The organism is Streptomyces sp. NPDC001220, from assembly GCF_053597895.1.
Map to the genome: position 1 here is coordinate 523,833 of NZ_JBSFJE010000002.1, position 23,478 is coordinate 547,310.

A 23,478-nucleotide genomic window follows, 5' to 3' on the forward strand; every position below is an offset into this window, starting at 1 on the left:
GAACCGTAGGCATCGAACCGTACGAGGAGGACCAGACATGGCGGAGCCCACGCCGCGTCGGAACGAACCGCGGCTACGCCCCGCGCACCTGCTTTTCGAGCCGGTCGCAGCGGTCGCCGACCCGGAGCACTTCTTCGGCCTGGAGTCGATCGACGACCCCGGGGCGCTGCTGGCGCGCGCGACCGAGCTGACCCAGGCGTTCCGCGTGGCCACCGACCGGGCGGTGGAGTTCCAGGCCATGGCCGCCGCCCAGCTCGCCGACCCGCGCCGCTTCGACCGTCTGACCCCGGCCGACATCGCCGCGCGAGCCGAATGGACCGAGGACTACGCGAAGAAGATGGTCGAGTTCGGCCGGGACCTGCTGAAGGGCAGCGAGGACGCGGAGCCGGCAGAGCCCCTCTAGCGGTCTCCGCGGAGCGGGGCGCCGCACCCGGCATATGCCAGACGGGTGCCAGGCGGGCAAGATACTCCCTCCGGCCCATCCCGTCCCGGTTTTCCGCAACTCACGGCGAGCGCGGTCTCACGATGGGTATCAATTCCCTATGAGCAGCACACCGCACGAGACGCCTCTCCACGGCCCCGGCGACCGCTCCGACGCCGCCGGGGTCATCCCCGACGGAGCCGCCTGGCTCGCCTCCGCAGGAACGTATCCGCGGAGCACGCTCGCCTTCTGGGAGGAGCGGCCGGACGCCCCGGTCGTGCTGCCCTGCGGCTCGGTGTTCGACGTGGTCAACACCCCGGCGGTGTTCGGCCGCCGCATGCTGGACCGGCTGTGGGACGAGGGACCGGGCTCCGGGCCGGTCGCGGTGTTCCGGGGCCGGATGCTCCTGTTCGCCGCCCCCGGCACCGCCGCCCGGCTGCCGTCGCTGCTGGGCTGGGAGGAGTGGGGCGGCCGCAGCCAGGCCGTCCCGCCGCTGCTGTGCCACGGCACCGGCGACGCGGTGACCGTCCCGGCGCCGCACGGTGACCGGTCCGCCGCGCCGGCCGGCACGCGCTGGCTGGTCGCCCCGGACACCCGGCACCCCTGGCTCCCCGGACCGGAAATCCTGCTCTGGGCCGCGGTACGGGCCGCCCGCTCGGCCGTGCGGATATCGATTTTTCCTCCCGCCGATCAGGATGCTAAGGTCTACGACGTCAGCAGGCGCCGCTAGCTCAGTTGGTTAGAGCAGCTGACTCTTAATCAGCGGGTCCGGGGTTCGAGTCCCTGGCGGCGCACGCGAAGTAGGCGAAAGGCCAAGCTCCTGTGAGCTTGGCCTTTCGCGTTTTCGAACCCGTCAACCTTCCGACCTCGTCGCTCTCCTGACCTCGTCGCCTTTCCGACCGCGTCGCCCCTGCGCCCCCGTCACCCGCGCGTGTCAGTCCAGCTCCCTCGGCGTGATCTTCACATTCCACGCGCCGGACGCCGTCCGCCCCTCCACCTCGACCCGCACGCCTTCCCTCGGGACGGTGAAGCTCTCGCCGAGGGCGACCGGGGCGTCGGCCAGCGGCGGGTACACGGAGTTCTCCCAGCAGGCCTCGGTGCGCGGATGGGCGTCGATCACCTCGATCGGGCCGCCGCCGGAGGCCGTCTCGTCGCGGACCCGGTAGACGAGGATGCCCTCCCGGCAGGCCGCGCTGTCGTTGCCGGACGCGCCCCGCGCCTCGAAGGCCAGCACGGTGTCGGGCCCGGTGCGCACCACCGCCAGTTTGGTTCCGTCGCCGAGCCCGAAGGCCGGCGCGCCCGCGGCGCCCTGCGCAGGCACCCCGGGTCCCGCGGACAGCGGCTCCAGGGTCAGCCGGGTCGGCGCGGCCCCCCGGACGCACACCACCTGGCGCGGATCCAGCCATCCGAGTTTCCACTTGTGCCAGGCGAAGAGGTCCGGGGCCAGCCCGAACTGGCTGCCCATCAGGTCCCAGTCGCCGACGTAGGTGTCCCAGTCGCCCTTGCCGTCCACCGGGCGGTGGTAGAGGTCGGGGAGGTCGAAGACATGCCCGGTCTCATGGGCGAGAACCAGCCGGTCCGGCGGATGCTTCTCGAAGACGGTGACGACCCGGCGCACGTCCGTGCCGTCGACGTGCACCGGGACCTCCAGGTTGACCACCTTCGTGGCGTCGGAGTCGACGCCGGGCGCGTCCGGGTCGGCCACGAAGTACACGACGTCGTAGCGCGAGAAGTCGACCTCGGGATCGGCCGCCGCGAACGCGTCCCGCAGGTAGGCGGCCCGCAGCACCAGGCTCCAGTCGCGTTTCATGCCGTAGGTGACCGAGGGTCTGGGCATCCGCAGCCAGTGCGTCAACGGGTGCGGCCGGATGGTGAACTTCCCGTAGGAGGCCTGCTCGTAGTAGCGGCTGGTGGCCGGGAAGTGGTCGGCGACCAGCTCCGCCGGGGTGGTGCGCGGGGGCGCGTCCGGGAAGGAGAGGAAGACCATCACGGCCGAGAGCGCGTGGGTGGGGCGGGTGTAGTCGGCGTTCCAGGTGTCGACGCCCTCGGAGTGGTGCGCATCGGTGCGGTGCAGGGCGCAGGGAGCCGTGGAGAACGGCTCGGCGGCCGACGGTCCGGTCAGGATCGTCGTCGCGACGAGCGCCGACATCGTGGTGAACACGGCGGCGGTGCTGCGCAGCAGGAGACGCGGCACGGAAGGACCTCCGGGACGGTTCGCGGGACACCGCCACCCAGCCTGTGCGAGTTTGTCGTCTTATGACCTGTTTATCTGCACCAGAAGGGTGAGGAACCCGAACGGCCGACACCCCGGGAAACTCACGGAACGTCACAAGTGGCCAGACGACTCAAGAACCCGTCCAGGTGCGGGCAGAAACGATCTGTCAGAACCGGTGCTTCATCGTGGACACTGGACAGTGGCTGGAAGGCCCTCGGGCCAGCCTCTATGATCGGCACACTTTCCTGCACGGACAGAGATCGAGTGCACTGCGGGAGCGAGCGGTGAGCGGAACGTCCGAAGGGCCGACGCCCGCGGCAGACCTCGACCGGTCCGCCGTCACAGAGAGTGACAACATCTGTCGGAAGTCGTACAACCAGACGGCCGACCCGAAGACAGGCGAGACACCACAGGCGACACAGACGACAGACACGAAAGCGCCGACAGAGCCGCCGGGCGCGACGCCGGATGCGAAGACATACGAGCACGCCTTCACCGCCGCCGCGCTGCCCATGGCCGTCGTCGACCGCGACGGCCTGGTCAGCACCGCCAACGCGGCGTTCGGCAGCCTGATCGGCGCCGACCCGGCCGGCCTGACCGGGCGGATCGCCGCGGATCTGGTGGACCTGGCCTCCGACGCCCGTACCTGGCACGCCTATCGCGAGGTGCTGCGCGGCCGGCAGGCCAAGCTGCGGTGCGCCCGTCGGCTCAAGCACCCCGACGGGCACTCGCTCTGGGTCCAGGTCACCGTCTCCCCGCTGGCGAAGGACGCCCCGGGCGTGCTGATGTCGGTCTCCGACATCAGTGCCCGCCGCGAACTCCAGGCCCGGCTGCGGCACTTGCAGATGCATGACCCGGTGACCCGGCTGCCCAACCGGACGTTGTTCTTCGAGCGGCTCTCGGCCGCGCTGGAGGCGGAGTCGTACGAGCAGAGCGGGACCGGCCGAATCGGCCTGTGCTACCTGGACCTTGACGGTTTCAAGGCGGTCAACGACACCCTCGGCCACCGGGTGGGCGACCGGCTGCTGGCCGCCGTCGCCGAGCGGCTGACCCGGATCGCCGACGACGCCGGCTTCGCGCGGGCCGGGGTGCCGCTGGTGGCCCGGCTCGGCGGCGACGAGTTCGCCCTGCTGGTCGAGGACTCGACGGGCACCGAGCAGCTGGCCGATCTGGCCGAGTCGGCGCTGGCAGCCCTCCAGGCGCCGTTCGACCTGGCCGGCCAGCGGCTCTCCCTGTCGGCCTCGATCGGGGTGGTGGAGCGCCATGCGGCGGGTACGACGGCCACCGGATTGATGCAGGCCGCCGACACGACCCTCTACTGGGCGAAGGCCGACGGCAAGTCCCGCTGGACGCTCTTCGACCCGGAGCGCAACGCCCACCTGGTCACCCGTCAGGCGCTCTCCTCCACCCTCCGCCCGGCCATCGAGCGCGGCGAGTTCGTGCTCGAGTACCAGCCGCTGGTGGGCATGGAGGACGGGCGGCTGAGCGGGGTCGAAGCCCTGGTCCGCTGGAACCACCCGCAGTTCGGCACACTAACGCCGAATCGGTTCATCGGATTGGCGGAGGAGGACGGCTCGATCGTCCCGCTCGGCCGCTGGGCCCTGACCACCGCCTGCCGGCAGGCCCGCCGGTGGCAGCTGGACCACCCCGGCGAGCCGCCGATCTTCGTGAGCGTGAACGTGGCCGTGCGCCAGGTCTGGGACTCCGACCTGGTGGCGGACGTGGCGGAGACCCTGGCGGAGACCGGCCTGGCGCCGCACCTGCTCCAGCTGGAGCTGACGGAGTCGGCGGTGATGGGCTCGGCCGGCCGGCCGCTGCAGGCCCTTCAGGCCCTCAGCGACATGGGCGTCCGCATCGCCATCGACGACTTCGGCACCGGCTACTCCAACCTCGCCTACCTCAGCCGGCTCCCGGTGTCGGTGCTCAAGCTGGACGGTTCCTTCGTCCGGGGCTTCCAGTACGACGACCCGGGCGACCGTCCGAACCCCGCCGACGAGGTCGTGGTGGAGGCGATGATCCAGCTGGCCCACCGGCTCGGCCTCACCGTCACCGCCGAATGCGTCGAGACCTCGGCGCAGGCCTCGCGGCTGCGGCACATCGGCTGCGACACCGGCCAGGGGTGGCTGTACTCCCGGCCGGTGACGCCGGATCGTATCTCCGAGCTGCTGGGCACCCGGACCTACGCGGACACCCCGGTCGGCAAACCGTAGGCGTCGGCGATCAGCTCGTAGGAGCGCAGGCGCAGCTCGCCGCGGTGGGCGTGCGTGGTGAGCATCAGCTCGTCGGCGCCGGTGCGCTTCTGGAGGTCGTCGAGACCGGCGCGCACCTCGTCGGCGGTGCCGTGCACGATGTTGGCGGTCCAGGAGTGCACGAACTCCTCCTCCATCGGGGAGAACTCGTGCTTCTCGACGTCGTCCGGGTCGGGGAAGAGACCGGGGCGTCCGGTGCGCAGCCGCAGCATGTTCACCGCACCGGCCCGCACCTGGCGCCGGGCCTCGCGCTCCTCGTCCACGGCGAGCGCGGAGACGCCGATGAGGGCGTACGGCTCGTCGAGGACGGCGGACGGGGTGAAGGACTCGCGGTAGAGGTCCAGGGCCGGGATGGTGTTCTGCGCGGAGAAGTGGTGCGCGAAGGCGAACGGCAGCCCGAGCATGCCGGCGAGCCGGGCGCTGAAGCCGGAGGAGCCGAGCAGCCAGACGACCGGCCGGTGCGGGGACTGCACACCGCCGGGGCTGGTGCTCTGGACGGGGCCCGGGATGGCGTGGATCCGGCGGTACGGGTGCCCGTCCGGGAAGTCGTCGTCCAGGAACCGGGTGAGCTCGGCGAGCTGCTGGGGGAAGTCGTCGGCGCCCTCGTTGAGGGTCTGGGTACGGCGGAGGGCGGCCGCGGTGGCCCCGTCCGTGCCCGGTGCCCGGCCGAGACCCAGGTCGACCCGCCCCGGGGCCATCGCCTCCAGCGTGCCGAACTGCTCCGCGATGACGAGCGGGGCGTGGTTGGGCAGCATGACACCGCCCGAACCCAGCCGGATGCGCTCCGTGTGGGCGGCGAGGTGGGCGAGGATCACGGCGGGCGAGGAGGAGGCCACACCCGGCATGGAGTGGTGCTCGGCGACCCAGAACCGCTGGAAGCCGCGGGCCTCGGTGAGCCGCGCGAGCTCCACGCTGGTGCGCAGGGCGTCGCTGGCGGTACTGCCGGTGCCGACGGTCACCAGGTCCAGTACGGAGAGGGGGACGGGGGCGGTCCCGTGCGTGATGCCCCGGATCTCGTCTGCCGACACGGTGAGAGCCTCCTGATTTACGGCCGTGAGCTGTACTGGAGGGCGATAACAGGAGGATGGCTCCGCTTATTCCCGACACCACGGCCGGCTTCCTCGCCCACGCCCAGGCCTCCCCGCCCCGGCCACACCGCCCGACCCGCCATGCCCCACCCCCGAACGCCTCCTTCAGCCGACCGAGCCCACACCTCCCCACCCCGGAAGGCTCCCTCACCCCGACCGGAGCCCACACCCCCCCACCCCCGGACAGCTCCCTCACCCCGACCGAGCCCACACCCCCCCCGCCCCGCCCCCGAACGGCTCCCTCGTGCCGGCCGAGGCGGGTGGTGGGTGGGCGGTGGGGCTTGGGGGTCCAGGGGGCGGAGCCCCCTGGTACGGGGAGTCCGTCAGGCCTGCACGATCGGTTGGCGGGTGAACAGGGTGCCCAGCGCCGGCTCGTTCAGCCGGCGGTCGGCCAGCCGCAGGCCCTCCCACACGGTCACCTGGTTCGCCGTGAGGACCGGCTTGGACAGCGCCTTCTCCAGGAGTGGAAGATGGGCCACCGTGTGGAGTGCCGTGTCCGGGAGGAGTACCGCCTCCGCGCCGGAGGCGTCCGCGGTCCGCGCGAGCGTGAGTACCTCCTCCTCCCCCCACGTCCCCACCTCCGCCGCCGTGACGATCCCCGACGAGCGGACCCCGGTGACCTCCAGGCCCCCGGCCCGCAGGAAGTCCGCGAAGAGCTGGGCCACGTCGTCCGGGTAGGTCGCGCCGACCGCCACCCGTCGTACCCCGAGCTCGCGCGCCGCGTGCACGAACGCGAAGGACGTGGACGACGCGGGCAGCCCGGCCGCCTGGGCGAGCTCCCGGATCTGCTGGTGGGCGCCCTCCCAGCCGTACACGAAGCTTCCGCTGGTGCACGCCCACACCACCGCGTCCGCGCCCGCGAGCCGCAGTTCGTCCACTCCGGCCGCCAGCCGCCGTGCCGATCCCATCTCCCGCAGCGCGTCCACCCGGTGCGCGTCCTCGCCGATGTCGGTGTGGACGACGTCCACCCGGACGTCGCTGCCGAGGAGCTGTTCGATGCGCGGGTAGTCGTCCTCCGCGGAGTGCCCCGGATAGAGGATTCCGAGCGCTGTCATGTCCACCCTTCCTGCTGTTCTTCCGGCAGTACGGGCCACTCCCGTGGCGCCGATCCGTCCGGATGACCGATCAGCGTCTGATAGGGCCCAACGGCTCGGGTACCCAGCCTGCGCAGCGCCGCCCACATCGTGACCTGGTTGGCCGACAGAACGGGGACGCGCAGCTCGGCCTCCAGCTGGGGGATGACGTCGTAGGTGGGCAGGTTGGTGCAGGAGATGAACAGGGCGTCGGCGGCCCCGGGCCGTACCGCCTGCCGGGCCATGGCGACCACGTCCCGGTACGGCACCTGCCAGATGTGCCGGGTCAGCCCCATGAACGCACAGCCGGCGACCTGGACGCCCGCCTCCGCCACGTACTCCTCGAGGACCCGCGTCACCGAGACCGTGTAGGGCGTGACCAGCGCGAGCCGCCGTACGCCCAGCGCGGTCAGCGCGTCGAGCAGCGCACCGGAGGTGGTGAGCGCGGGCACCGCACCGGACCGGGTCATCGCCTCGCACATCGCGCGCTCCCCGGCGATGCCGCCGACGAAGCTGCCGGAGGTGCACGCGTAGGCGACCACCTCGGGGGCGACGGCGGTCAGCGCGCGCACCGCGTCGCCGAGCGTCTCGTGCTCGCTGACCAGCCGCGCGAGGTCGAGGCTGACCTCGACGGGCACGAACGGGGTCCTGGTCAGGTGCAGGGACACGTCGTCGGGCACCCAGCGCCACAGTTCACGATCGAGCGCGAAGTCGAAGGGCGCCACGACGCCGACACCGCGCTGGGGGCGGGGTCCGCCCAGAAAAGAGACGTCCATGGGAAGTCACCGGCCTCAGGTCAGGAGAGGAGGGGCAACGGTCGGCGGGTACGTCCGTGTTGACGAAGGTAGGTTCGGGTGCGAGCGTGGTCAATCCGTGCATGCCAGACGTAGGGAGCCGTCCCCTCGATGACGCAGGCCCCGCCCACCGTGCTGATCCTCGACGCCGACCCGCCCCCGCGGCTCGGCCGGCTCACCGGCCACGCACGGATCGTGCACACGGACGCGGCGGGCCTGGCGGCCCGGCTGCCCGAGGCGGACGTCCTGCTCGTCTGGGACTTCGCCTCGCACGCCGTCCGCGAGGCCTGGCCGGGCACGGGACCGCGGCCCCGGTGGGTGCACACCGCCAGCGCGGGCGTCGACCATCTGATGTGCCCCGAACTGGCCGCGTCCGACACGGTCGTCACCAACGCGCGCGGGGTCTTCGACCGGCCCATCGCCGAGTACGTGGCCGCGCTGGTCCTCGCGATCGCCAAGGACCTCCCCCAGACCCTCGGCCTCCAGCGGGAGCGGACCTGGCGGCACCGCGAGGCGCGCCGGGTCGGCGGCACCCGCGCGTGCGTGGTGGGCTCCGGCCCGATCGGCCGGGCGATCGTCCGCACCCTCAAGGCACTCGACATCACCACCGCGCTGGTCGGCCGTGTCCCGCGTACCGGCATCCACGGCCCCGGCGACCTGGACCGGCTGATGTCCCGCGCGGACTGGGTGATCGCGGCGGCGCCGCTGACCGAGCAGACGTACGGCATGTTCGACGCGCACCGCTTCGGCGTGATGCAGCCCTCTGCCTGCTTCATCAACGTCGGCCGCGGCCAACTGGTCGACGAGGACGCGCTGGTGCGGGCGTTGACCCGGCGCTGGATCGCCGCCGCGGCCCTGGACGTCCTCACCACCGAGCCGCTGCCCGCCGACAGCCCGCTGTGGGACGTGCCGGGCCTGATCGTCTCGCCGCACATGAGCGGGGACACGGTCGGCTGGCGGGACGAACTGGGCACTCAGTTCGTGGAGTTGTACGAGCGGTGGGCGGCGGGCAGGTCTCTGCTGAACGTGGTCGACAAGAAACGCGGTTACGTGCCCGGTCACTGACTCCCGGGAGGGTGCCCCTCATGCAGCTCACCGACCTCACCGACCTCACCGCCCGGCAACTCCTCGACGGCTACCGCTCGGGGGAGTTCGGCCCGGTGGAGGCCGTCCGGGCGGCCCTGGAACGGGCCTCCCGGATCCAGCCGGAGGTCAACGCCTTCGTCCGCCTCACCGAGGAGGACGCCCTGGCGCAGGCGGCGGAGTCGGCGGAGCGGTGGCGGCGGGGCGAACCGAGGGGACTGGTCGACGGCGTCCCGGTGACGGTCAAGGACATCCTGTTGATGCGCGGCCATCCGACCCTGCGCGGTTCCAGGACGATCTCGGCTGACGGGAGTTGGGACGAGGACGCGCCCTCGGTCGCCCGGCTGCGCGAACACGGCGCGGTGTTCATCGGCAAGACCACCACCCCCGAGTACGGCTGGAAGGGCGTGACCGACTCCCCGCTCTCCGGCATCACCCGCAACCCGTACGATCCCTCCCGCACCGCCGGCGGTTCGAGCGGGGGCAGCGCGGCGGCCGTCGCCCTGGGCGCCGGGCCCCTGTCGCTGGGCACGGACGGTGGCGGCAGCGTGCGCATCCCGGCGGCGTTCTGCGGAGTCTTCGCCCTGAAACCGACATACGGCCGCGTCCCGCTGTACCCCGCGAGCGCCTTCGGCACGCTGTCGCACGTGGGCCCGATGACTCGGGACGCGGCCGACGCGGCACTGCTGCTGGACGTGATCGGCACACCGGACGCCCGGGACTGGTCGGCGCTGGGTCCCGCCCCGGGTCCCTTCACGGCGGGCCTCTCCGGAGGCGTGCGCGGACTGCGGGTGGCGTTCTCACCGACGCTGGGCGGCCAGGTGGCGGTCGGTCCCGGGGTCGCGGCGGCGGTACGGCGGGCGGTGACGCGGCTGGCCGAACTGGGTGCGTACGTCGAGGAGACCGACCCGGACTTCAGCGACCCGGTGGAGGCGTTCCACGCCCTGTGGTTCGCGGGGGCGGCCCGGGTGACCCAGCGGCTCTCCCCCGAGCAGCGGGAGTTGCTGGATCCCGGGCTGCGGGAGATCTGCGGGCAGGGGGCCCGGCTGAGTGCCCTGGAGTATCTGGCCGCGGTGGACGTCCGGATGGACCTGGGCCGCCGGATGGGTCTCTTCCACGAGCGGTACGACCTCCTGGTCACACCGACCCTGCCGATCACGGCGTTCGAGGCGGGGGCGGAGGTGCCGGAGAACGCCGGGTTCCGGCGCTGGACGGGGTGGACTCCGTTCACGTACCCCTTCAACCTGACCCAGCAGCCGGCCGCGACCGTACCCGTGGGAGTGGACGGGGCCGGGCTGCCGGTGGGGTTGCAGCTCGTGGCCGCCCGTCACCGGGACGATCTGGTGCTGCGGGCGGCCCATGCGCTGTACGAGGCGGGCGCGGCTTCGGTACCGCCGGGCGGCGCCGTCGTGGTCTGACGGAGCGCGCCGGGGAGCGGCCCGCGCCTCAGCCGGTCACCTGCACCACCGCCGTCCGTCCCGCCCGTACCGTCGGTGTCGCGTACGTGTACGTCACGCCGTCGACCTTCTTGGTGCGGACCCGCTGGGGGACGCCGTCGACCTCGATCCTGCTGTGCACGCCGGGGAAGCGGGCCTCCCACCTGTAGGAGGTCTTGCGGGAGTTGTTCGTCAGCGTGGTCCTCGTCGCGCCGTCGTGCCGCACGGTGACGGTGCCCGTGCCGATGGGTACGTCCGCCGCCTGGAGCCACTTCATGCCGGACGGCAGCTGAGACTGCGTGGTCACCTTGTGGTCCGGGGCGTCCGGCGTGATGCCCATCAGGCCCTGAATGGTCTGGCTGACCAGGGTGAACGACACCTCGGGGTAGTCGCCGTCGGGGCCCTGGCTGGAGTTGACGTGCTGGGTCTCCCGCTCGCCGTAGATCTTCCGCATCCACTGCCAGGCGGTGTCGTTGCGATTGTTCCGGAAGAACATGTCGGGCAGGTAGGTCGTCGACTCGATGTTGGGCGACCCCTCCGGTCCCAGCTCCTGCTTCTCGATGTAGTCGAGGTAGGCGTCGTTGCGCGGGCCGGGGTCGATGATCTGCTTCATCGGCATGAAGACGCTGTTCTCCTTGCCCCAGCCGGTGACCGGGGTGCCGGACAGGGTGTAGGCGCGGACCATGTCGGCGCCGCTGCCGGTGCCGCTCCAGTCGTCGTTGAAGTACGTCTTCAGGTCGGCGGCACGCTTGTCGTAGGTCCTGGCCAGCGCGGTGTCGCCCTTGCCGCGGGCGAGGACCGCCATCGCCAGATACGCCTGGTACTCGGAGGCGATGCCGTCCCCGGCCTCGGCGAGGCCGTCGCCGTCCTGCTCGTTGTAGCTGGCGGCGCCTTCGAAGATGCCCTGCCCGGTGCCCTCGGCGACCTTGACCCTGCCGTTGTCCTTGGCGGAGTTGTGCAGGTCGATGAACTGCTCGGTGGCGTGCCGGTAGAAGTCCCACAGCACCGGGTCGTCGACGTATCTGCGGTCGCCGGTCCACAGGTAGGCCTGGGCCGCCTTCTCGACGAGTTCGAAGGTGGCCGGCACCTCGCGCACGAAGTCGTCCGGGTTCTTGTAGTCAATGCTCAGGTAGGTCTTGGCGTCGAAGTTGAGGGACCACACCGGGAAGTACTTGTGCTCGGCGGTGGCCGACGCCGCGTAGGAGCGGAGCATCGTCTCGTTCTCGGCGTCGAGGCCGATGAGGTGGGCGCCGGCGAGCTGGTGGGTCATGTCGCGGGAGTAGTAGGCGCTGCGGTTGGCGTATCCGGCCCAGTAGGTGGGCTCGTACGACGCGGTGCCGGTGCCGCCGGTCTGGTTCTCGTCGACGTTGACCGGGCCTGTCGTGCCGGGCAGTTGGACCCAGCTGTTGGCCTTCTTCTGGGCCCAGGCGAACATCTCGGCGACCTCGGGGTCGGACGAGGTGACCTTCGGGTCGGCCGGTGCGGCGGGAGAGATCATCAGGTCGTCCGCGTTGACCCAGGAGCTGCCGGAGCCGAAGGCGATCTCCAGCCGGTCGCCGGTCCTCAGGTCGACGCGGCTGATGGTGTAGCGGGCGTAGCCGGCGTGCTGGGGCAGGTCGACCGTGCCGACGGTCTCGCCGTTGCGCCGGACCGTGTACGTGCCGCCGGTGCCGGCGCTGCCGACCCAGGCGGAGAAGTCGTAGCTGCCGTTCCGGGGTGCCACGAGGGTGAGTCGGGCGCTCTTGCCGGCTCCGGCGTCGAGGTAGAGGAAGCGGGTGCCGCCGTGCCGGTTGCCGGTGCCGACGCCGGTGCCCGGGCCGAAGGTCCAGCCGGTGCCGCCGTTCTCGAAGCCGGGGTCGGGGATGGCGAGTTGGGGGCGGGGGCCCGGTTCCGCCTCGGCCGACACGGTGGGGGCCATCGGTGCGAGCAGGGCAACGGCGGTGAGCAGCATGAGCCTTGAGGGCTTCATCGGGTCTCCGGTCTCGATCACTGCGGTCGGGCGGGTGGGGCGGCCGAGCGGTGGCCGCAAGCTAACAGGGCCCGGAGAAGCGCTTCAATGGTCCTGCAGAAGAAACCTGCAAGACCCGCAGACCTGCTGCCGTTTTCCATGGCATGATGCGCTGAAAGTTTTCATCTCATTCGTGCAAGCGAGGTAGGGCGGGCCGTCATGAAGGTGGGCATCACCGAGGTCGCGGAGCGGGCGCAGGTGAGCGAGGCCACCGTCAGCCGGGTCATCAACCGGCGTCAGGGTGTGGCGCGCAAGACCCGTGAGGCGGTCGAGCGGGCGATGGCCGACCTCGGGTACGAGCGGCAGACCCGGGGGCAGCTGATCGCGGTCATCACCGAGTTCGTCTCCAACCCGTTCTTCGCCGACGTCTGCGAACGGATCGAGTCCACGCTCGCCCCGCACGGCTTGAAGACGGTCCTGTGCCCGTGCTTCCCCGGCGGGGTGCAGGAGCTGGACTTCGTGACCTCCCTCGCCGACCGGGGTGTGGCCGCCGTGGTCTTCCTGTCGGCCAGCAACACGATCGAGGGCGCGGACCCGGCCGCGTACGAGCTGCTGCGCTCCCGCAGGATCCCGTTCGTCGGGGTCAACGGCGAGTTCGAGGGCGTGGGCGACGTGCCGGTCTTCTCCACCGACGACCTGCTGGCCGCCGAACTCGCCGTGGACCATCTGCACCGCCTCGGTCACCGCCGGATCGGCATGGCGTCGGGCCCGGTCGGCAACCGCCCGGCGGACCGCCGGGTCAGCGGCTTCGTCTCCTCGCTCGTCAAGCGCGGGGTCGAGGATCCGGAGCAGTGGGTGGTCCGGCAGTCCTACACCGTCGAGGGCGGCCAGTCCGCCGCGATCTCACTGCTCGGCCGGGGCGCCACGGCCATCGTCGCCGCCAGCGACTACATGGCCCTGGGCGCGATCCGCGGCGCGCGCCGCCAGGGGTACGACGTCCCGGGCGACGTGTCGGTCGTCGGCTACGACGGCGCCATGATCATGGATTTCGTCGACCCTCCGCTCACCACGGTCCGTCAGCCGGCCGACCGCCTGGCCGCGGAGGTGGCCCGCGGTGTCCTCGCCCTGGTGGGCAACCGCGAGGTCCCCGTCGGCGAACTCCTCTTCGACCCCGAGCTGGTGATCCGCGCGAGCACGGCGGCGGTGGCACCTGCCCGTCGGGACCATTGACCCAGACATCGGATCTATGCAGACTCTGCACGGAGATCCGGCCGGATCATCGGCGGTAACTCCCACTATTCATCGGGTATTTCATCGCTCATGCATGCTCCGGAGGGACTATACCCATGTCTCGGTTCGCGTTTCTCGGGGTGGCGCTCGCGCTGCTCGGCGGCGGGGCGGCCGCTCCTGTCGCCGCGGCGCCGAAGGCGGCACCGGTGGTGGTCGACGTGGACGACTACGGCGCCGACCCCACCGGCCGGACGGACTCGGCGCCCGCGGTGGCCGCGGCGCTGCGGCACGCCAGGAGCCTCGACCGGCCGGTCAGGATCGTCTTCTCGAAGGGGACCTACCAGCTCTATCCCGAGCGGGCCGAGACGCGTGAGCTGTACGTGTCCAACACCGTGGGCGCCGACCAGCGTTACCGGGACAAGAAGATCGGGCTGCTGATCGAGGACATGCACGACGTCACCGTCGACGGCGGCGGGGCCAAGCTCGAGTACCACGGTCTCCAGACGGCGTTCGCGTCGATCCGCTCGACCGATGTGACGTTCCAGAACTTCTCGTTCGACTACGCGGCCCCCGAGGTCATCGACGCGACCGTCGCCGAGACCGGGGTGCGCGACGGGCACGCCTACCGTGTCCTGTCGATCCCGGCCGGCAGCCCGTACCGGGTCGACGGCACGCACATCACCTGGCTCGGCGAGACCAGCCCGGCCACCGGGCAGCCGTACTGGTCGGGGGTCGACGGACTCCAGTACACCCAGATCCACGACCCCGCGGCACAGCGGTCCTGGCGCGCGGACAACCCGCTGTTCAACGACGTCACCGCGGTCACCGACCTCGGCGGACGCCGGATCCGGATCGACTACGGCGGGGCGCAGCGGCCGGCCGACGCCGGTCTCGTCTACCAGATGCGCCTGATCGAGCGGACCGAGCCGGGCGCCTTCATCTGGGAGTCGAAGAACGTCACGATGCGCTCGATGAACGCCTACTACCTGCAGTCCTTCGGCGTGGTGGGGCAGTTCAGCGAGAACATCGCCATCGACAGGGTGAACTTCGCCCCCGACCCGAGGTCCGGCCGCTCCACCGCCTCCTTCGCGGACTTCGTGCAGATGTCCGGCGTCAAGGGGAAGGTCTCGATCACCCGGAGCCTCTTCGACGGCCCCCACGACGACCCGATCAACATCCACGGCACCTATCTGGAGGTCGTCGGGAAACCCGGTCCCCGCACCCTCACCCTCGCCTACGAACACCCGCAGACCGCCGGGTTCCCGCAGTTCGCCCCGGGCGACGAGGCCGAGTTCACCACCAAGACCACGATGACCCCGCTGCCGGACGCGCACGCCAGGGTCACCGCGGTCGACGGGCCCAGCGGTACGGACCACACCAAGTCGCTGACCACGATGACCGTCACCTTCGACCGGCCGGTTCCCGCCGGGGTCGAGACCGGCGGCACGGTGGTCGAGAACATCACGGCCACCCCGTCGGTCCTCATCTCCGGCAACGTCTTCCGCAACGTGCCGACCCGCGGGGTGCTGGTCACCACCCGCAAGCCCGTCCTGATCACCGGCAACCGGTTCGACGGGATGTCGATGGCCAGCATCTACGTCTCCGCCGACGCCTACCAGTGGTACGAGTCCGGGCCGGTCTCCGACCTGACGATCCGCGGGAACACCTTCACCCGGCCCAGCGGCCCGGTCGTCTTCGTGGAGCCGACCAACCAGGTCGTCGACCCCGCGAACCCCGTGCACCACCACATCAAGGTCGAGGACAACGCGTTCGACATCGGTGACGTGACCGTGGTCAACGCCAAGAGCGTCGGCGGGTTCACCTTCACTGGCAACACGGTCCGCCGCCTGGCCGCGGCCGGCCAACCGCCGTACACCTCACCGCTGTTCGTCTTCCACGGCAGTTCCGGCATCCGGATCGCGCACAACCACTACGCCAAGGGCCTCAACACGTCCGTGGTCACCGACTGAAGCACGGCGGGCGGGGGTGGCTAGGCCCTGCGGAAGGCCAGGGTCTCCCCCGCCGCCCCCGTCCGCCACAGGTCGTTGCAGGCCTCGGCCAGGTCCGGCAGGCCCGCCACCACCTCGCCCCACACGATTCCCGGCACCCAGCCCACGTCGCCGTTGAGCAGCAGGTTGTTGCGTTCGTAGAAGAGGGCCAGGTCGACGACCGTGGTGCCGGGGCGTACCTCGCGGTCGTAGCCGTAGGCCTTCGTGCCCAACTCCGCGCCGGCGAACGAGAAGTAGCAGAGGTCGCCGGGGATGGGCGTGACGGTCGGGTTCTCCAGGGGCGGTTCCGTCGCCGCGAATGGCGGGAAAAGAGCGTAGATCTCGTTGCGGGCGTACTTCGCGTGGTAGACGTCGCCGGCGAGTGGCAGGGCGTCCCAGACGGCGGCACAGGTCACCGGCGCCCGGTCGTCCAGCAGCCGGGCCGTGGCCCGGACTCCGCGGGCGACCAGCGAGACTTCGATGAATCGATCGGCCATGTCATCCATGATGCATAAGTCGATTGGCCCCGGGTAGCCGCGCCGCCATGGCTCCACCACTTGGGAACGAGACAGACACATCTGGGTATGAATCCAGACAAACTCGGCGTGCGGTGCTCGCGGGTGCCGCCGCCATCGGCGCACTCGCCGCCGCCGGCTGCACCCGCGTGGCCACCGCGGCCGGCACCGACGGCGGTGACCTGCTGCAACGGCTGCGCGCCCAGGGTGTCGTACGGCTCGGGATAGCCGGTGAGATTCCCTTCGGGTACATCGACAAGGACGGTCAGCTCACCGGTGAGGCACCGGAGCTGGCGAAGGCGATCTTCAAGCGGCTCGGGGTCGACAAGGTGCAGCCGGTGCCGACCGAGTTCGGTTCGCTGATCCCGGGGCTGAACTCGCAGCAGTTCGACGTCGTGGCCGCCGGGATGTACGTCAACCCCGAGCGCTGCGCGCAGGTGATCTTCGCCGATCCCGACTACCAGATGCTCGACTCGTTCGTCGTGCGCAAGGGGAACCCCAAGGGGCTGCACGACTACAAGGACGTCGTCGCCAAGAAGGCCAAGTTCGCCACCGGGACCGGGTACGCGGAGATCCAGTACGCGGTCGAGGCGGGATACAAGGAGAGCGACATCCTGATCGTGCCGGACCAGGTCGCGGGGCTGAACGCCGTGGAGGCCGGGCGCGTGGACGTCTTCGCCGGGACCGCGGTCACCGTCCGCGAGGTGGTCAAGAAGTCCGCCAAGGCCGAGGCCACCAAGCCCTTCGCGCCGCTCCTCGACGGCAAGCCGCACGTGGACGGGGGCGCGTTCGCGTTCCGGTCGGCCGAGACGAAGCTGCGGGACGCCTTCAACGTGGAGCTGCGCAAGCTCAAGAAGAGCGGCGAACTGCTCCGGATCCTGCGGCCGTTCGGCTTCACCCAGGCCGAGATGACCGACCTGACGGCCAAGGAGCTGTGCGGGGGAGGCAAGAGCGGATGACCTCGGGACTGTGGGACCTCGTACTCAAGGGCGTCTGGACCACCGTCCAGCTCCTCGTGCTGAGCGGGCTGCTGATGACCGCGGTGGCCTTCGTGGTGGGCGTGGCGCGGACCAGCCGGCTCTGGTTCGTCCGGTTCCTCGCCGGCTTCTACACCGAGGTGTTCCGTGGCACCTCGGCACTGGTGATGATCTTCTGGGTGTTCTTCGTGCTGCCGGTCGCCTTCGGCTGGCAGCTGGTGCCGCTGTGGGCGGGCACCCTCGCACTCGGGCTGACCTACGGCGCGTACGGCACGGAGATCGTGCGCGGGGCGCTGAACGCGGTCGACCCGGCACAGCGGGAGGGCGGGATCGCGCTCAGCTTCACGCCCTGGCAGCGGCTGCGGCTGATCCTGCTGCCGCAGGCGGTGCCGGAGATGATCCCCTCCTTCTGCAACCTGCTCGTCGAACTGCTCAAGGGCACCGCGCTGGTGTCGATCACCGGCATGGGCGACCTGGCGTTCAGCGGGAACCTGGTGCGCCTGGCGTTGCAGGAGAGCGCGCACATCTACACGTATCTGCTGCTGATCTACTTCGTGATCGCGTTCGTCATCACCCGGCTGATGCGCGGCCTGGAGAAGCGGCTGAAGGCCGGGATCGGCAAGGACCCGGGCAACGAGGAGACGGCACGTAAGACCAAGCGTGCGCAGACGACCGGGGTCGGTGGTGTCGCGTGAAGTGGGACTGGAGTGCCGTCAGCGAGTTCATGCCGCACTTCTGGGACGGCCTGCTGGTCACCCTGGAGGCGCTGGTCCTCGGCTCGCTGATCTCGTTCTCGCTGGGGCTGGTGTGGACGCTGCTGATGCGGACCCCGACCAGGTGGGTGCGCTGGCCGGTGGGCGTGGTGACGGAGTTCGTCCGGAACACCCCGCTGCTGGTGCAGCTGTTCTTCCTGTTCTACGTGCTGCCCGAGTGGGGGCTGACGTTCTCCGCGCTGACCACCGGTGTCTTCGCGATCGGCCTGCACTACTCGACGTACACCATGCAGGTCTACCGGGCCGGTATCGAGGCCGTGCCGGTCGGCCAGTGGGAGGCGGCGACGGCGCTGAACCTGCCGGCGCGCCGGACCTGGACGGTGGTGATCCTGCCGCAGGCGCTGCGCCGGGTCGTGCCGCCGCTCGGCAACTACGTGATCTCGATGCTCAAGGACACGCCGATCCTGATGTCGATCACCGTCCTGGAGATGCTCGGGCAGGCGAGGCTCTTCTCCCAGCAGCACTTCCAGTTCACCGAGCCGGTGACGGTGATCGGCGTCGCCTTCATCGTCATCTCCTACCTCGCCTCCCTTCTTCTGCGCACCCTGGAGCGTCGCCTTGTCCGTTGAGACCAGCAAGCAGCCGAGTACCGCCGATACGACGTCCACCGAGCTGATCCGCATCGAGGGGGTGACCAAGCGGTTCGGGGACAACACCGTCCTCGACGGCCTCGACCTCACCGTGCAGGCGGGCCGGCACGTCACCCTGATCGGGCCCTCCGGCTCCGGCAAGACCACGATCCTGCGGATGCTGATGACCCTGACCAAGCCGGACGCGGGCACCATCACCGTCGGCGGGCAGCGGCTCTTCCCGGCGTCGGAGAAGGAGCTGCGGGAGGTCCGCAAGCAGATCGGGATGGTGTTCCAGCAGTTCAACCTGTTCCCGAACATGACCGTGCTGCGCAACCTCACCGAGGCCCCGGTGACCGTGCTCGGCCTGCCGAAGGAGGAGGCGGAGGCGCGCGCCCGGGAACTGCTCGACCTGGTGGGCCTCGCCGACAAGGCCGACGCCCGGCCGACCCAGCTCTCCGGCGGCCAGCAGCAGCGGGTGGCGATCGCGCGGGCGCTGGCCATGCGGCCGAAGGTGCTGCTCCTCGACGAGGTGACCTCGGCGCTCGACCCCGAGCTGGTCGCGGGCGTCCTCGACCTGCTCAGGGACATCGCCCGCACCACCGACATCACCATGCTCTGCGTGACCCACGAGATGAACTTCGCCCGGGACATCTCCGACCAGGTCCTGATGTTCGACGCGGGCCGGATCATCGAGGCGGGCCCGCCGGAGCGGATCTTCAGCGAGCCCGAGCACGAGCGGACCCGGGAGTTCCTCAGCGCGGTGCTGTAAGCGTCCCACCATGAACCGTCGTAAAAGATTCCCGGTGCGGCGGCATGATTACAGGAAGTGAACGCTCGATCACCCGAGGTCCGGCGGTCAGCTCATTCCGCTGACATATGCCAACGGGTCTTCGCCGCAGTTGGGAGGGCCGGAATCTCGCCGACACCCCCTCCGTTTCGGCCTGCGGCCCGTTATCGTGGAGAGGATCCGCTGTCCGGATCACGGCCCAAGCAGTGCTGCCGGAGCAGCATCGCCGAGCGAGCGCAGGGGGATTCACCGTGGCGCTGAAGCACGAGCCGACCGCCCCGTACCACTCCGCCCAGGACGCGCTGCGCGTCCTGGAGACGGTGGCGGGGCAAGCCGACGGCGTCACCGACACCGAGCTGGCCCGCCGGACCGGCCTCGAGCCCGAGCGGCTGACCGCGCTGCTGCGCATGCTGCGCCGCGAGGGCTATGTCGAGCAGATCGCCGACGGCGCCTACGTCACCGGCGAGACCCTGCGCCGCCTCGGCTCCGCGCACGACCGGGAGCGCGCCCTCGGCGAGCAGCTCCAGGTGACCCTGGACCGGCTGCGCGACTCGGTCGGCGCGGCGGTCTACCTCAGCCGGTACGTCGACGGCGAGGTGCGGATCGGCCCGTACGCGGCCGGCCCGGGCACCCCCGCGGTCAACGAGTGGGTGGACTTCCGCTCCTCCGCGCACGCCACCGCGATCGGCAAGAGCCTGCTCACCCAGCTCGACCACAACGGCCGCCGGGACCATCTCTCCCGGCACAAGATGGCCCGCCTCACCTCGCGCACCATCACCAACGACAGGCTGCTGCTCTCCCGGCTGGCCGCCCAGCCGCCGACGGTGCCGGTCCTGGATCTCCAGGAGTACGCGATCGGCACGGTGTGCGCGGCGGTGCCGATCACCGCCGGCTCGTCGGTGGGCTGCCTGGCCCTGTCCCTGCCGGTCGAGCACGCGCACCGGCTCCGGCAGGCCGCCGACGCCCTGAACCGCAGCGCGGCCCCGTTGCTGCTCTCCCTCGCCATCTGAGCCGGCGGCTTCCCTCCGAGGCTGGTCGGAAGCACCCCCGCGGACCAGGTAGTATTTTCTTCGTCGCCAGCCGCGAGACAGTGATCGGACGGTTCGGCGAGAGTCATGCGCCGCTAGCTCAGTTGGTTAGAGCAGCTGACTCTTAATCAGCGGGTCCGGGGTTCGAGTCCCTGGCGGCGCACGATGACGAGGGCGAGCCTCGTCCGCGGGAACGCGGACCTGGCTCGCCCTCTCTGTCATTGCGCGGCTGCGCCGCGCGCGGTGGGGGATCCGCCACCCACACCCCCCGCCGAAGGGCCCCTCGGCGAGACGAGGGGCCCTTCGGCGTCCTCGGCGGTCAGTCTGCGGTAGGTCTGCTCGCCCGGCGGCCGCCACCACACCGGGTCGGCACACCGCACCCCCTCCCGCCGCAGCGCGGCCCGCTGGATCTTGTTCGTCGCCGTCACCGGCATCCGCTCCACCACCCGCACGAACCGGGGCGCCATCTTCGTCCCGAGGTCGGGCTGGGCCAGCAGGAACTCGGCGAAGTCCAACGGCTCGAACCGCCCGGCGACGGTCGCCATCACCTGGTCCCCGGTCACCGGGTCCGGTACCCCGTACACGGCGACGGCGTCCGCGCCCTCGTACCGCGCCACGATGTTCTCGATCATCGCGGCGGCCAGGTTCTCCCCGTCCACCCGGATCCGGTCGTCGGTACGCCCCGCGAAGTACAGATAGCCGTCCCCGTCCCGGTAGAAGAGGTCCCCGGTCCAGTACCAGCCTCCCCGGCGCCGCTCGGCCTCCGCCTCCGGGTTGCGCCAGTACCCCTCGAAGGGGTTGGGCGCCCGGTTCACCAGCTCCCCTATCGCCTGCTCCCCGTTGAGCAGCCGGCCCCCCGAGTCGAAGGCCGCGGCCGGGCACTCCGCCCCCGTCTCCTGGTCGAGCACGACGAGACCGGGCGCCGCCCGCCCCACCGCCCCGCCGGGCGTCCCCGGCGACCACTGGATCGCGGCCCCGCCCTCCGACGACCCGTACCCCTCGACCAGCCGCACCCCGAACCGCTCCTCGAAGGCGGCCGCGTCCACCGCCCCGGCCTCCGTGCCGAAGCCGAGCCGCAGCGGATTGTCCCGGTCGTGGGCGCGTGGCTCGGTGGCGAGGATGTACTGCACCGCCCGGCCGACATAGGTGAAGTAGGTCGCCCGGTAGCGCCGTACGTCGGCCAGGAATCCCGACGCCGAGAACCGCCGCCGTAACGCCACCCCGGCGCCCGCCGTCAGCGCGGGTGCCCAGTCGGCGATCACGGCGTTGCCGTGGAACATCGGCATGCAGATGTAGTGCACGTCGTCGGGACCGATCCCGAACTGCCCGGCGAGCGACCGCCCGGCCGCCGCGAGCCTGCCCTGGGAGCAGAGGGCGGCCTTCGGGGCGCCGGTGGAACCGGAGGTGAAGTAGAGCAGGATCCGGTCGCCGGGGGTGGCCCGCGAGGCGTCCGGGAAGGCGCCGAGGTAGGGCGCGAGGAGTGCACCGTACGCCGGATCGTCGGTGACCAGGAGGCGCACGCCGGGCAGTTCGAGCCCGGCGAGCAGCGGCAGCTGGGCCCGCTCGGTGACCAGCACCGGGCACTCGGTGTGCCGGATGTCCCGCTCGAGCTCGGCCCCGCGCCGGGTCGGATTGACCCCGGCGACGGCCGCCCCGGCGAGCGCGGCGGCCCCCAGCCAGAGCGGGAACTCCGGGGTGTTGTCGAGCAGCACGCCCACATGGGGCACGGCACCGGGCGGCAGCAGATCCCGCAGCAGGGCCGCGCGGGCGGCGGCACCGCCGGCCACCTCGTGATGCGTCAGCACCTGCTCCTCGAACCACAGTCCCGGCCGGTGGTCACCCCATCGGGCGGCGACTGCTTCGGCGATCGTGCGCCCTTCGAAGGCCATGAAGAGGCAGATTAGTTGACACTCCGTCAGATCGATACCCCACGGGCACGGGGCTGGATCGATTCGCGGCTACCGCCGCGTGGGCGCGACAAGCCCCCACCGGCCCGCGGAGGCCCACGGCCTCACCGGCACTCACGGAGTCCATTCCGCGGGCCCGGGCCCCAGGTCCGTCCCCCCGTCCGAGAAGGCGAAGTGCGCCCCGGCCATGAAGGCCACCGCGAACCCGATGAAGACCAGCAGGAACACCAGGAGGCACCCGGTCTCCGCGACGAGCTTCCCCGGCGCGGGCGGCTGTACCGTGGCCTTCTCCGGGGTCTCCGGCAGGTAGTACACCGTGACGAAGTCACCCTCGACGACGGTGGAGCGCCCGTTGCTCTCGTCGAAGCGGACGGTGCGCCCCTCGGCCGTCGTGAACTCGTACACGTGATGCAGCGTGGTCGTCACGGACGTGTCCCCGCTGCCGCCGCTGGTCGTCGTGTACGACCGCAGACAGCGTGCCTCGGCCGTACGGCCGTACCGCCACGTCCGGCTGATCTGCCGCGACCGCTTCAGGGTCCTGACCAACCCGAGAACCCCGAGAACGACGAAGATGCCGGGAATGACGTAGAAGAACGCTTGCAGCAGGCCCATGGCAGTCCCCCGGTTCCGAACACCGGTCCGACCGACCGGCGTGGCGGGAACGTACCCTCGCGGCCTGCTGCAGGTCCTCAAGCGAAGCTCAGATCAGCCGGATGTTACCCAGCCGTCGAACGACGCCGGTCAGAACGTGACGTCCGAGCAGGCGTAGAACGCGTTGCCCGTGTCGGCGATCGTCCAGACCGCCAGGATCACGTGGTGACCGCTCAGCCCCGTCGGCAGGGTGCCGCTGTGACTGAGGGTGGCCGGCGGGCGCTGGCCGTTGTAGGGGACGGTGAGGAACGGGGTGGTGTTGAGGTCCGAACGGGCGAGGGCGTGGTTCTGGTTCCAGCCCTGCCTGGTGACGTAGTACTTGAAGTCGGTCGTGGCGTGCATCGCGGTGAACTGCCAGCGGAAGGTGTACGACTGACCTCCCGTCACCTTGGTCGTCGGCCAGGCCGTGCCCGCCGGGGTCGTGGGCGAGCTGAGCTGGGCGAACCTGCTCAGCCCGCCGTTGCAGAGCTGGCCGTCGGCGGGGCCGGAGGCCGGGAAGCCCTTCGGGCCCTCGACGCTCTGCGGCTCGTACTGGATGTCGCCGCAGTTGGTCACGGTGCCGTTGGCGCAGAGCTTCTGCCTGCTGATGGGGAGGTCGGTGTAGCCGTGCCCGCTGGCACCGCCGGTGGAGAGCGCGAAGGCTCCGGCGGTCGCCACACCGAGCACGACGGCCGAGATCTTGGTCCGTTTACGCATGCTGCCGCTCCTGGAGAACGTGGGGGAGGTTCTGTGAGCCGTGCAGG

General features: G+C 71.0%; 21 protein-coding genes and 2 tRNA genes. 14 read left to right on the forward strand and 9 right to left on the reverse strand.

Going from position 1 to position 23,478, the window contains the following annotated elements; translation table 11 throughout:
* Positions 1-37: 37 nt before the first annotated feature.
* The 3 genes from ACWDGI_RS06910 (at position 38) to ACWDGI_RS06920 (ending at position 1,215) form a co-directional block, all read left to right on the forward strand.
* The gene (locus ACWDGI_RS06910; protein WP_384477583.1) at positions 38-403 is read left to right on the forward strand and encodes a hypothetical protein; all 366 of its coding nucleotides are present in this window, start codon (positions 38-40) and stop codon (positions 401-403) included.
* Between the two features lie 139 nt (positions 404-542).
* Positions 543-1,151, forward strand: a complete 609-nt coding sequence (locus ACWDGI_RS06915) for a bifunctional DNA primase/polymerase (RefSeq protein WP_450756100.1) — start codon at positions 543-545, stop codon at positions 1,149-1,151.
* Positions 1,142-1,215 (forward strand) — tRNA-Lys (locus ACWDGI_RS06920). The genes ACWDGI_RS06915 and ACWDGI_RS06920 overlap by 10 nt, the downstream gene beginning before the upstream one ends.
* Positions 1,216-1,355: 140 nt before the next feature.
* Here ACWDGI_RS06920 and ACWDGI_RS06925 read toward each other — a convergent pair.
* Positions 1,356-2,570, reverse strand: coding sequence for a M6 family metalloprotease domain-containing protein (locus ACWDGI_RS06925; protein ID WP_450756513.1), 1,215 nt, complete (start codon positions 2,568-2,570; stop codon positions 1,356-1,358).
* Positions 2,571-2,920: 350 nt separating this feature from the next.
* Here ACWDGI_RS06925 and ACWDGI_RS06930 point away from each other — a divergent pair, with 350 nt between their 5' ends.
* A complete protein-coding gene (locus ACWDGI_RS06930) occupies positions 2,921-4,846 on the forward strand; it encodes a putative bifunctional diguanylate cyclase/phosphodiesterase (protein WP_450756102.1) in 1,926 nt (641 codons plus the stop codon).
* On the opposite strand, the gene ACWDGI_RS06935 is transcribed toward ACWDGI_RS06930, so the two are convergent.
* From ACWDGI_RS06935 to ACWDGI_RS06945, 3 genes are all read right to left on the reverse strand, one after another.
* Positions 4,816-5,913: an LLM class flavin-dependent oxidoreductase gene (locus ACWDGI_RS06935; RefSeq protein WP_450756104.1), complete on the reverse strand. Its 1,098-nt coding sequence runs from the start codon at positions 5,911-5,913 to the stop codon at positions 4,816-4,818. The two genes, ACWDGI_RS06930 and ACWDGI_RS06935, sit on opposite strands and share 31 nt — an antisense overlap.
* Positions 5,914-6,296: 383 nt before the next feature.
* Positions 6,297-7,028 carry a maleate cis-trans isomerase family protein gene (locus ACWDGI_RS06940; protein WP_450756106.1) on the reverse strand — a complete coding sequence of 244 codons (732 nt, stop codon included), beginning with the start codon at positions 7,026-7,028 and terminating at the stop codon, positions 6,297-6,299.
* Positions 7,025-7,822 (reverse strand): maleate cis-trans isomerase family protein, encoded by a 798-nt coding sequence (locus tag ACWDGI_RS06945; RefSeq protein WP_450756108.1) that lies wholly within the window; start codon positions 7,820-7,822, stop codon positions 7,025-7,027. The genes ACWDGI_RS06940 and ACWDGI_RS06945 overlap by 4 nt, the downstream gene beginning before the upstream one ends.
* Positions 7,823-7,951: 129 nt before the next feature.
* Between ACWDGI_RS06945 and ACWDGI_RS06950 the strand changes: the two genes are divergently transcribed.
* Positions 7,952-8,905, forward strand: coding sequence for a D-2-hydroxyacid dehydrogenase (locus tag ACWDGI_RS06950; RefSeq protein ID WP_450756110.1), 954 nt, complete (start codon positions 7,952-7,954; stop codon positions 8,903-8,905).
* A 20-nt stretch (positions 8,906-8,925) separates the two neighbouring features.
* Positions 8,926-10,341, forward strand: a complete 1,416-nt coding sequence (locus ACWDGI_RS06955) for an amidase (protein WP_450756111.1) — start codon at positions 8,926-8,928, stop codon at positions 10,339-10,341.
* 28 nt (positions 10,342-10,369) lie between these two features.
* Here ACWDGI_RS06955 and ACWDGI_RS06960 read toward each other — a convergent pair whose 3' ends face one another.
* A complete protein-coding gene (locus tag ACWDGI_RS06960) occupies positions 10,370-12,328 on the reverse strand; it encodes a hypothetical protein (RefSeq protein WP_450756113.1) in 1,959 nt (652 codons plus the stop codon).
* A 198-nt stretch (positions 12,329-12,526) separates the two neighbouring features.
* On the opposite strand from ACWDGI_RS06960, the gene ACWDGI_RS06965 reads away from it, so the two are divergent.
* Complete coding sequence (locus ACWDGI_RS06965; protein WP_450756115.1) at positions 12,527-13,537, forward strand: LacI family DNA-binding transcriptional regulator; 1,011 nt, start codon at positions 12,527-12,529, stop codon at positions 13,535-13,537.
* 116 nt (positions 13,538-13,653) lie between these two features.
* Positions 13,654-15,507, forward strand: a complete 1,854-nt coding sequence (locus ACWDGI_RS06970; RefSeq protein ID WP_450756117.1) for an alpha-1,3-galactosidase-related protein — start codon at positions 13,654-13,656, stop codon at positions 15,505-15,507.
* Positions 15,508-15,527: 20 nt separating this feature from the next.
* On the opposite strand, the gene ACWDGI_RS06975 is transcribed toward ACWDGI_RS06970, so the two are convergent.
* Positions 15,528-16,022 carry a DUF3830 family protein gene (locus ACWDGI_RS06975; protein ID WP_450756119.1) on the reverse strand — a complete coding sequence of 165 codons (495 nt, stop codon included), beginning with the start codon at positions 16,020-16,022 and terminating at the stop codon, positions 15,528-15,530.
* A gap of 47 nt (positions 16,023-16,069) precedes the next feature.
* Here ACWDGI_RS06975 and ehuB point away from each other — a divergent pair, with 47 nt between their 5' ends.
* The 6 genes from ehuB (at position 16,070) to ACWDGI_RS07005 (ending at position 20,340) form a co-directional block, all read left to right on the forward strand.
* A complete protein-coding gene (gene ehuB / locus ACWDGI_RS06980; protein ID WP_450756121.1) occupies positions 16,070-16,999 on the forward strand; it encodes an ectoine/hydroxyectoine ABC transporter substrate-binding protein EhuB in 930 nt (309 codons plus the stop codon).
* Positions 16,996-17,712 (forward strand): ectoine/hydroxyectoine ABC transporter permease subunit EhuC, encoded by a 717-nt coding sequence (ehuC, locus tag ACWDGI_RS06985; protein WP_450756123.1) that lies wholly within the window; start codon positions 16,996-16,998, stop codon positions 17,710-17,712. The genes ehuB and ehuC overlap by 4 nt, the downstream gene beginning before the upstream one ends.
* Complete coding sequence (gene ehuD / locus ACWDGI_RS06990; RefSeq protein WP_450756125.1) at positions 17,709-18,359, forward strand: ectoine/hydroxyectoine ABC transporter permease subunit EhuD; 651 nt, start codon at positions 17,709-17,711, stop codon at positions 18,357-18,359. Before ehuC ends, ehuD begins: the two co-directional genes overlap by 4 nt.
* On the forward strand, positions 18,349-19,131 hold the full coding sequence (ehuA, locus tag ACWDGI_RS06995) for an ectoine/hydroxyectoine ABC transporter ATP-binding protein EhuA (protein WP_450756127.1): 783 nt from the start codon (positions 18,349-18,351) through the stop codon (positions 19,129-19,131). The genes ehuD and ehuA overlap by 11 nt, the downstream gene beginning before the upstream one ends.
* Before the next feature lie 269 nt (positions 19,132-19,400).
* Positions 19,401-20,159: an IclR family transcriptional regulator gene (locus tag ACWDGI_RS07000; RefSeq protein WP_450756129.1), complete on the forward strand. Its 759-nt coding sequence runs from the start codon at positions 19,401-19,403 to the stop codon at positions 20,157-20,159.
* 107 nt (positions 20,160-20,266) lie between these two features.
* Positions 20,267-20,340 (forward strand) — tRNA-Lys (locus ACWDGI_RS07005).
* A 55-nt stretch (positions 20,341-20,395) separates the two neighbouring features.
* On the opposite strand, the gene ACWDGI_RS07010 is transcribed toward ACWDGI_RS07005, so the two are convergent.
* The 3 genes from ACWDGI_RS07010 to ACWDGI_RS07020 form a co-directional block, all read right to left on the reverse strand.
* The gene (locus ACWDGI_RS07010; protein ID WP_450756130.1) at positions 20,396-22,066 is read right to left on the reverse strand and encodes a long-chain-fatty-acid--CoA ligase; all 1,671 of its coding nucleotides are present in this window, start codon (positions 22,064-22,066) and stop codon (positions 20,396-20,398) included.
* Between the two features lie 132 nt (positions 22,067-22,198).
* A complete protein-coding gene (locus ACWDGI_RS07015; RefSeq protein WP_450756132.1) occupies positions 22,199-22,696 on the reverse strand; it encodes a DUF3592 domain-containing protein in 498 nt (165 codons plus the stop codon).
* A gap of 129 nt (positions 22,697-22,825) precedes the next feature.
* Positions 22,826-23,431, reverse strand: coding sequence for a lytic polysaccharide monooxygenase auxiliary activity family 9 protein (locus tag ACWDGI_RS07020; protein WP_450756134.1), 606 nt, complete (start codon positions 23,429-23,431; stop codon positions 22,826-22,828).
* Between the last annotated feature and the right edge of the window lie 47 nt (positions 23,432-23,478).

Excerpts from the sequence above, each read along its gene's own strand:
- ACWDGI_RS06945 (WP_450756108.1), bottom strand. The coding sequence starts at position 7,822 with ATGGACGTCTCTTTTCTGGGCGGACCCCGCCCCCAGCGCGGTGTCGGC.
- ACWDGI_RS07015 (WP_450756132.1), bottom strand. The coding sequence starts at position 22,696 with ATGGGCCTGCTGCAAGCGTTCTTCTACGTCATTCCCGGCATCTTCGTC.
- ACWDGI_RS06950 (WP_450756110.1), top strand. The coding sequence starts at position 7,952 with ATGACGCAGGCCCCGCCCACCGTGCTGATCCTCGACGCCGACCCGCCC.
- ACWDGI_RS06970 (WP_450756117.1), top strand. The coding sequence starts at position 13,654 with ATGTCTCGGTTCGCGTTTCTCGGGGTGGCGCTCGCGCTGCTCGGCGGC.
- ACWDGI_RS06910 (WP_384477583.1), top strand. The coding sequence starts at position 38 with ATGGCGGAGCCCACGCCGCGTCGGAACGAACCGCGGCTACGCCCCGCG.
- ACWDGI_RS07010 (WP_450756130.1), bottom strand. The coding sequence starts at position 22,066 with ATGGCCTTCGAAGGGCGCACGATCGCCGAAGCAGTCGCCGCCCGATGG.
- ACWDGI_RS06955 (WP_450756111.1), top strand. The coding sequence starts at position 8,926 with ATGCAGCTCACCGACCTCACCGACCTCACCGCCCGGCAACTCCTCGAC.
- ehuC (WP_450756123.1), top strand. The coding sequence starts at position 16,996 with ATGACCTCGGGACTGTGGGACCTCGTACTCAAGGGCGTCTGGACCACC.
- ACWDGI_RS06940 (WP_450756106.1), bottom strand. The coding sequence starts at position 7,028 with ATGACAGCGCTCGGAATCCTCTATCCGGGGCACTCCGCGGAGGACGAC.
- ACWDGI_RS06925 (WP_450756513.1), bottom strand. The coding sequence starts at position 2,570 with ATGTCGGCGCTCGTCGCGACGACGATCCTGACCGGACCGTCGGCCGCC.
- ACWDGI_RS06960 (WP_450756113.1), bottom strand. The coding sequence starts at position 12,328 with ATGAAGCCCTCAAGGCTCATGCTGCTCACCGCCGTTGCCCTGCTCGCA.
- ehuB (WP_450756121.1), top strand. The coding sequence starts at position 16,070 with ATGGCTCCACCACTTGGGAACGAGACAGACACATCTGGGTATGAATCC.
- ACWDGI_RS06915 (WP_450756100.1), top strand. The coding sequence starts at position 543 with ATGAGCAGCACACCGCACGAGACGCCTCTCCACGGCCCCGGCGACCGC.
- ACWDGI_RS06965 (WP_450756115.1), top strand. The coding sequence starts at position 12,527 with ATGAAGGTGGGCATCACCGAGGTCGCGGAGCGGGCGCAGGTGAGCGAG.
- ACWDGI_RS06975 (WP_450756119.1), bottom strand. The coding sequence starts at position 16,022 with ATGGCCGATCGATTCATCGAAGTCTCGCTGGTCGCCCGCGGAGTCCGG.
- ACWDGI_RS07020 (WP_450756134.1), bottom strand. The coding sequence starts at position 23,431 with ATGCGTAAACGGACCAAGATCTCGGCCGTCGTGCTCGGTGTGGCGACC.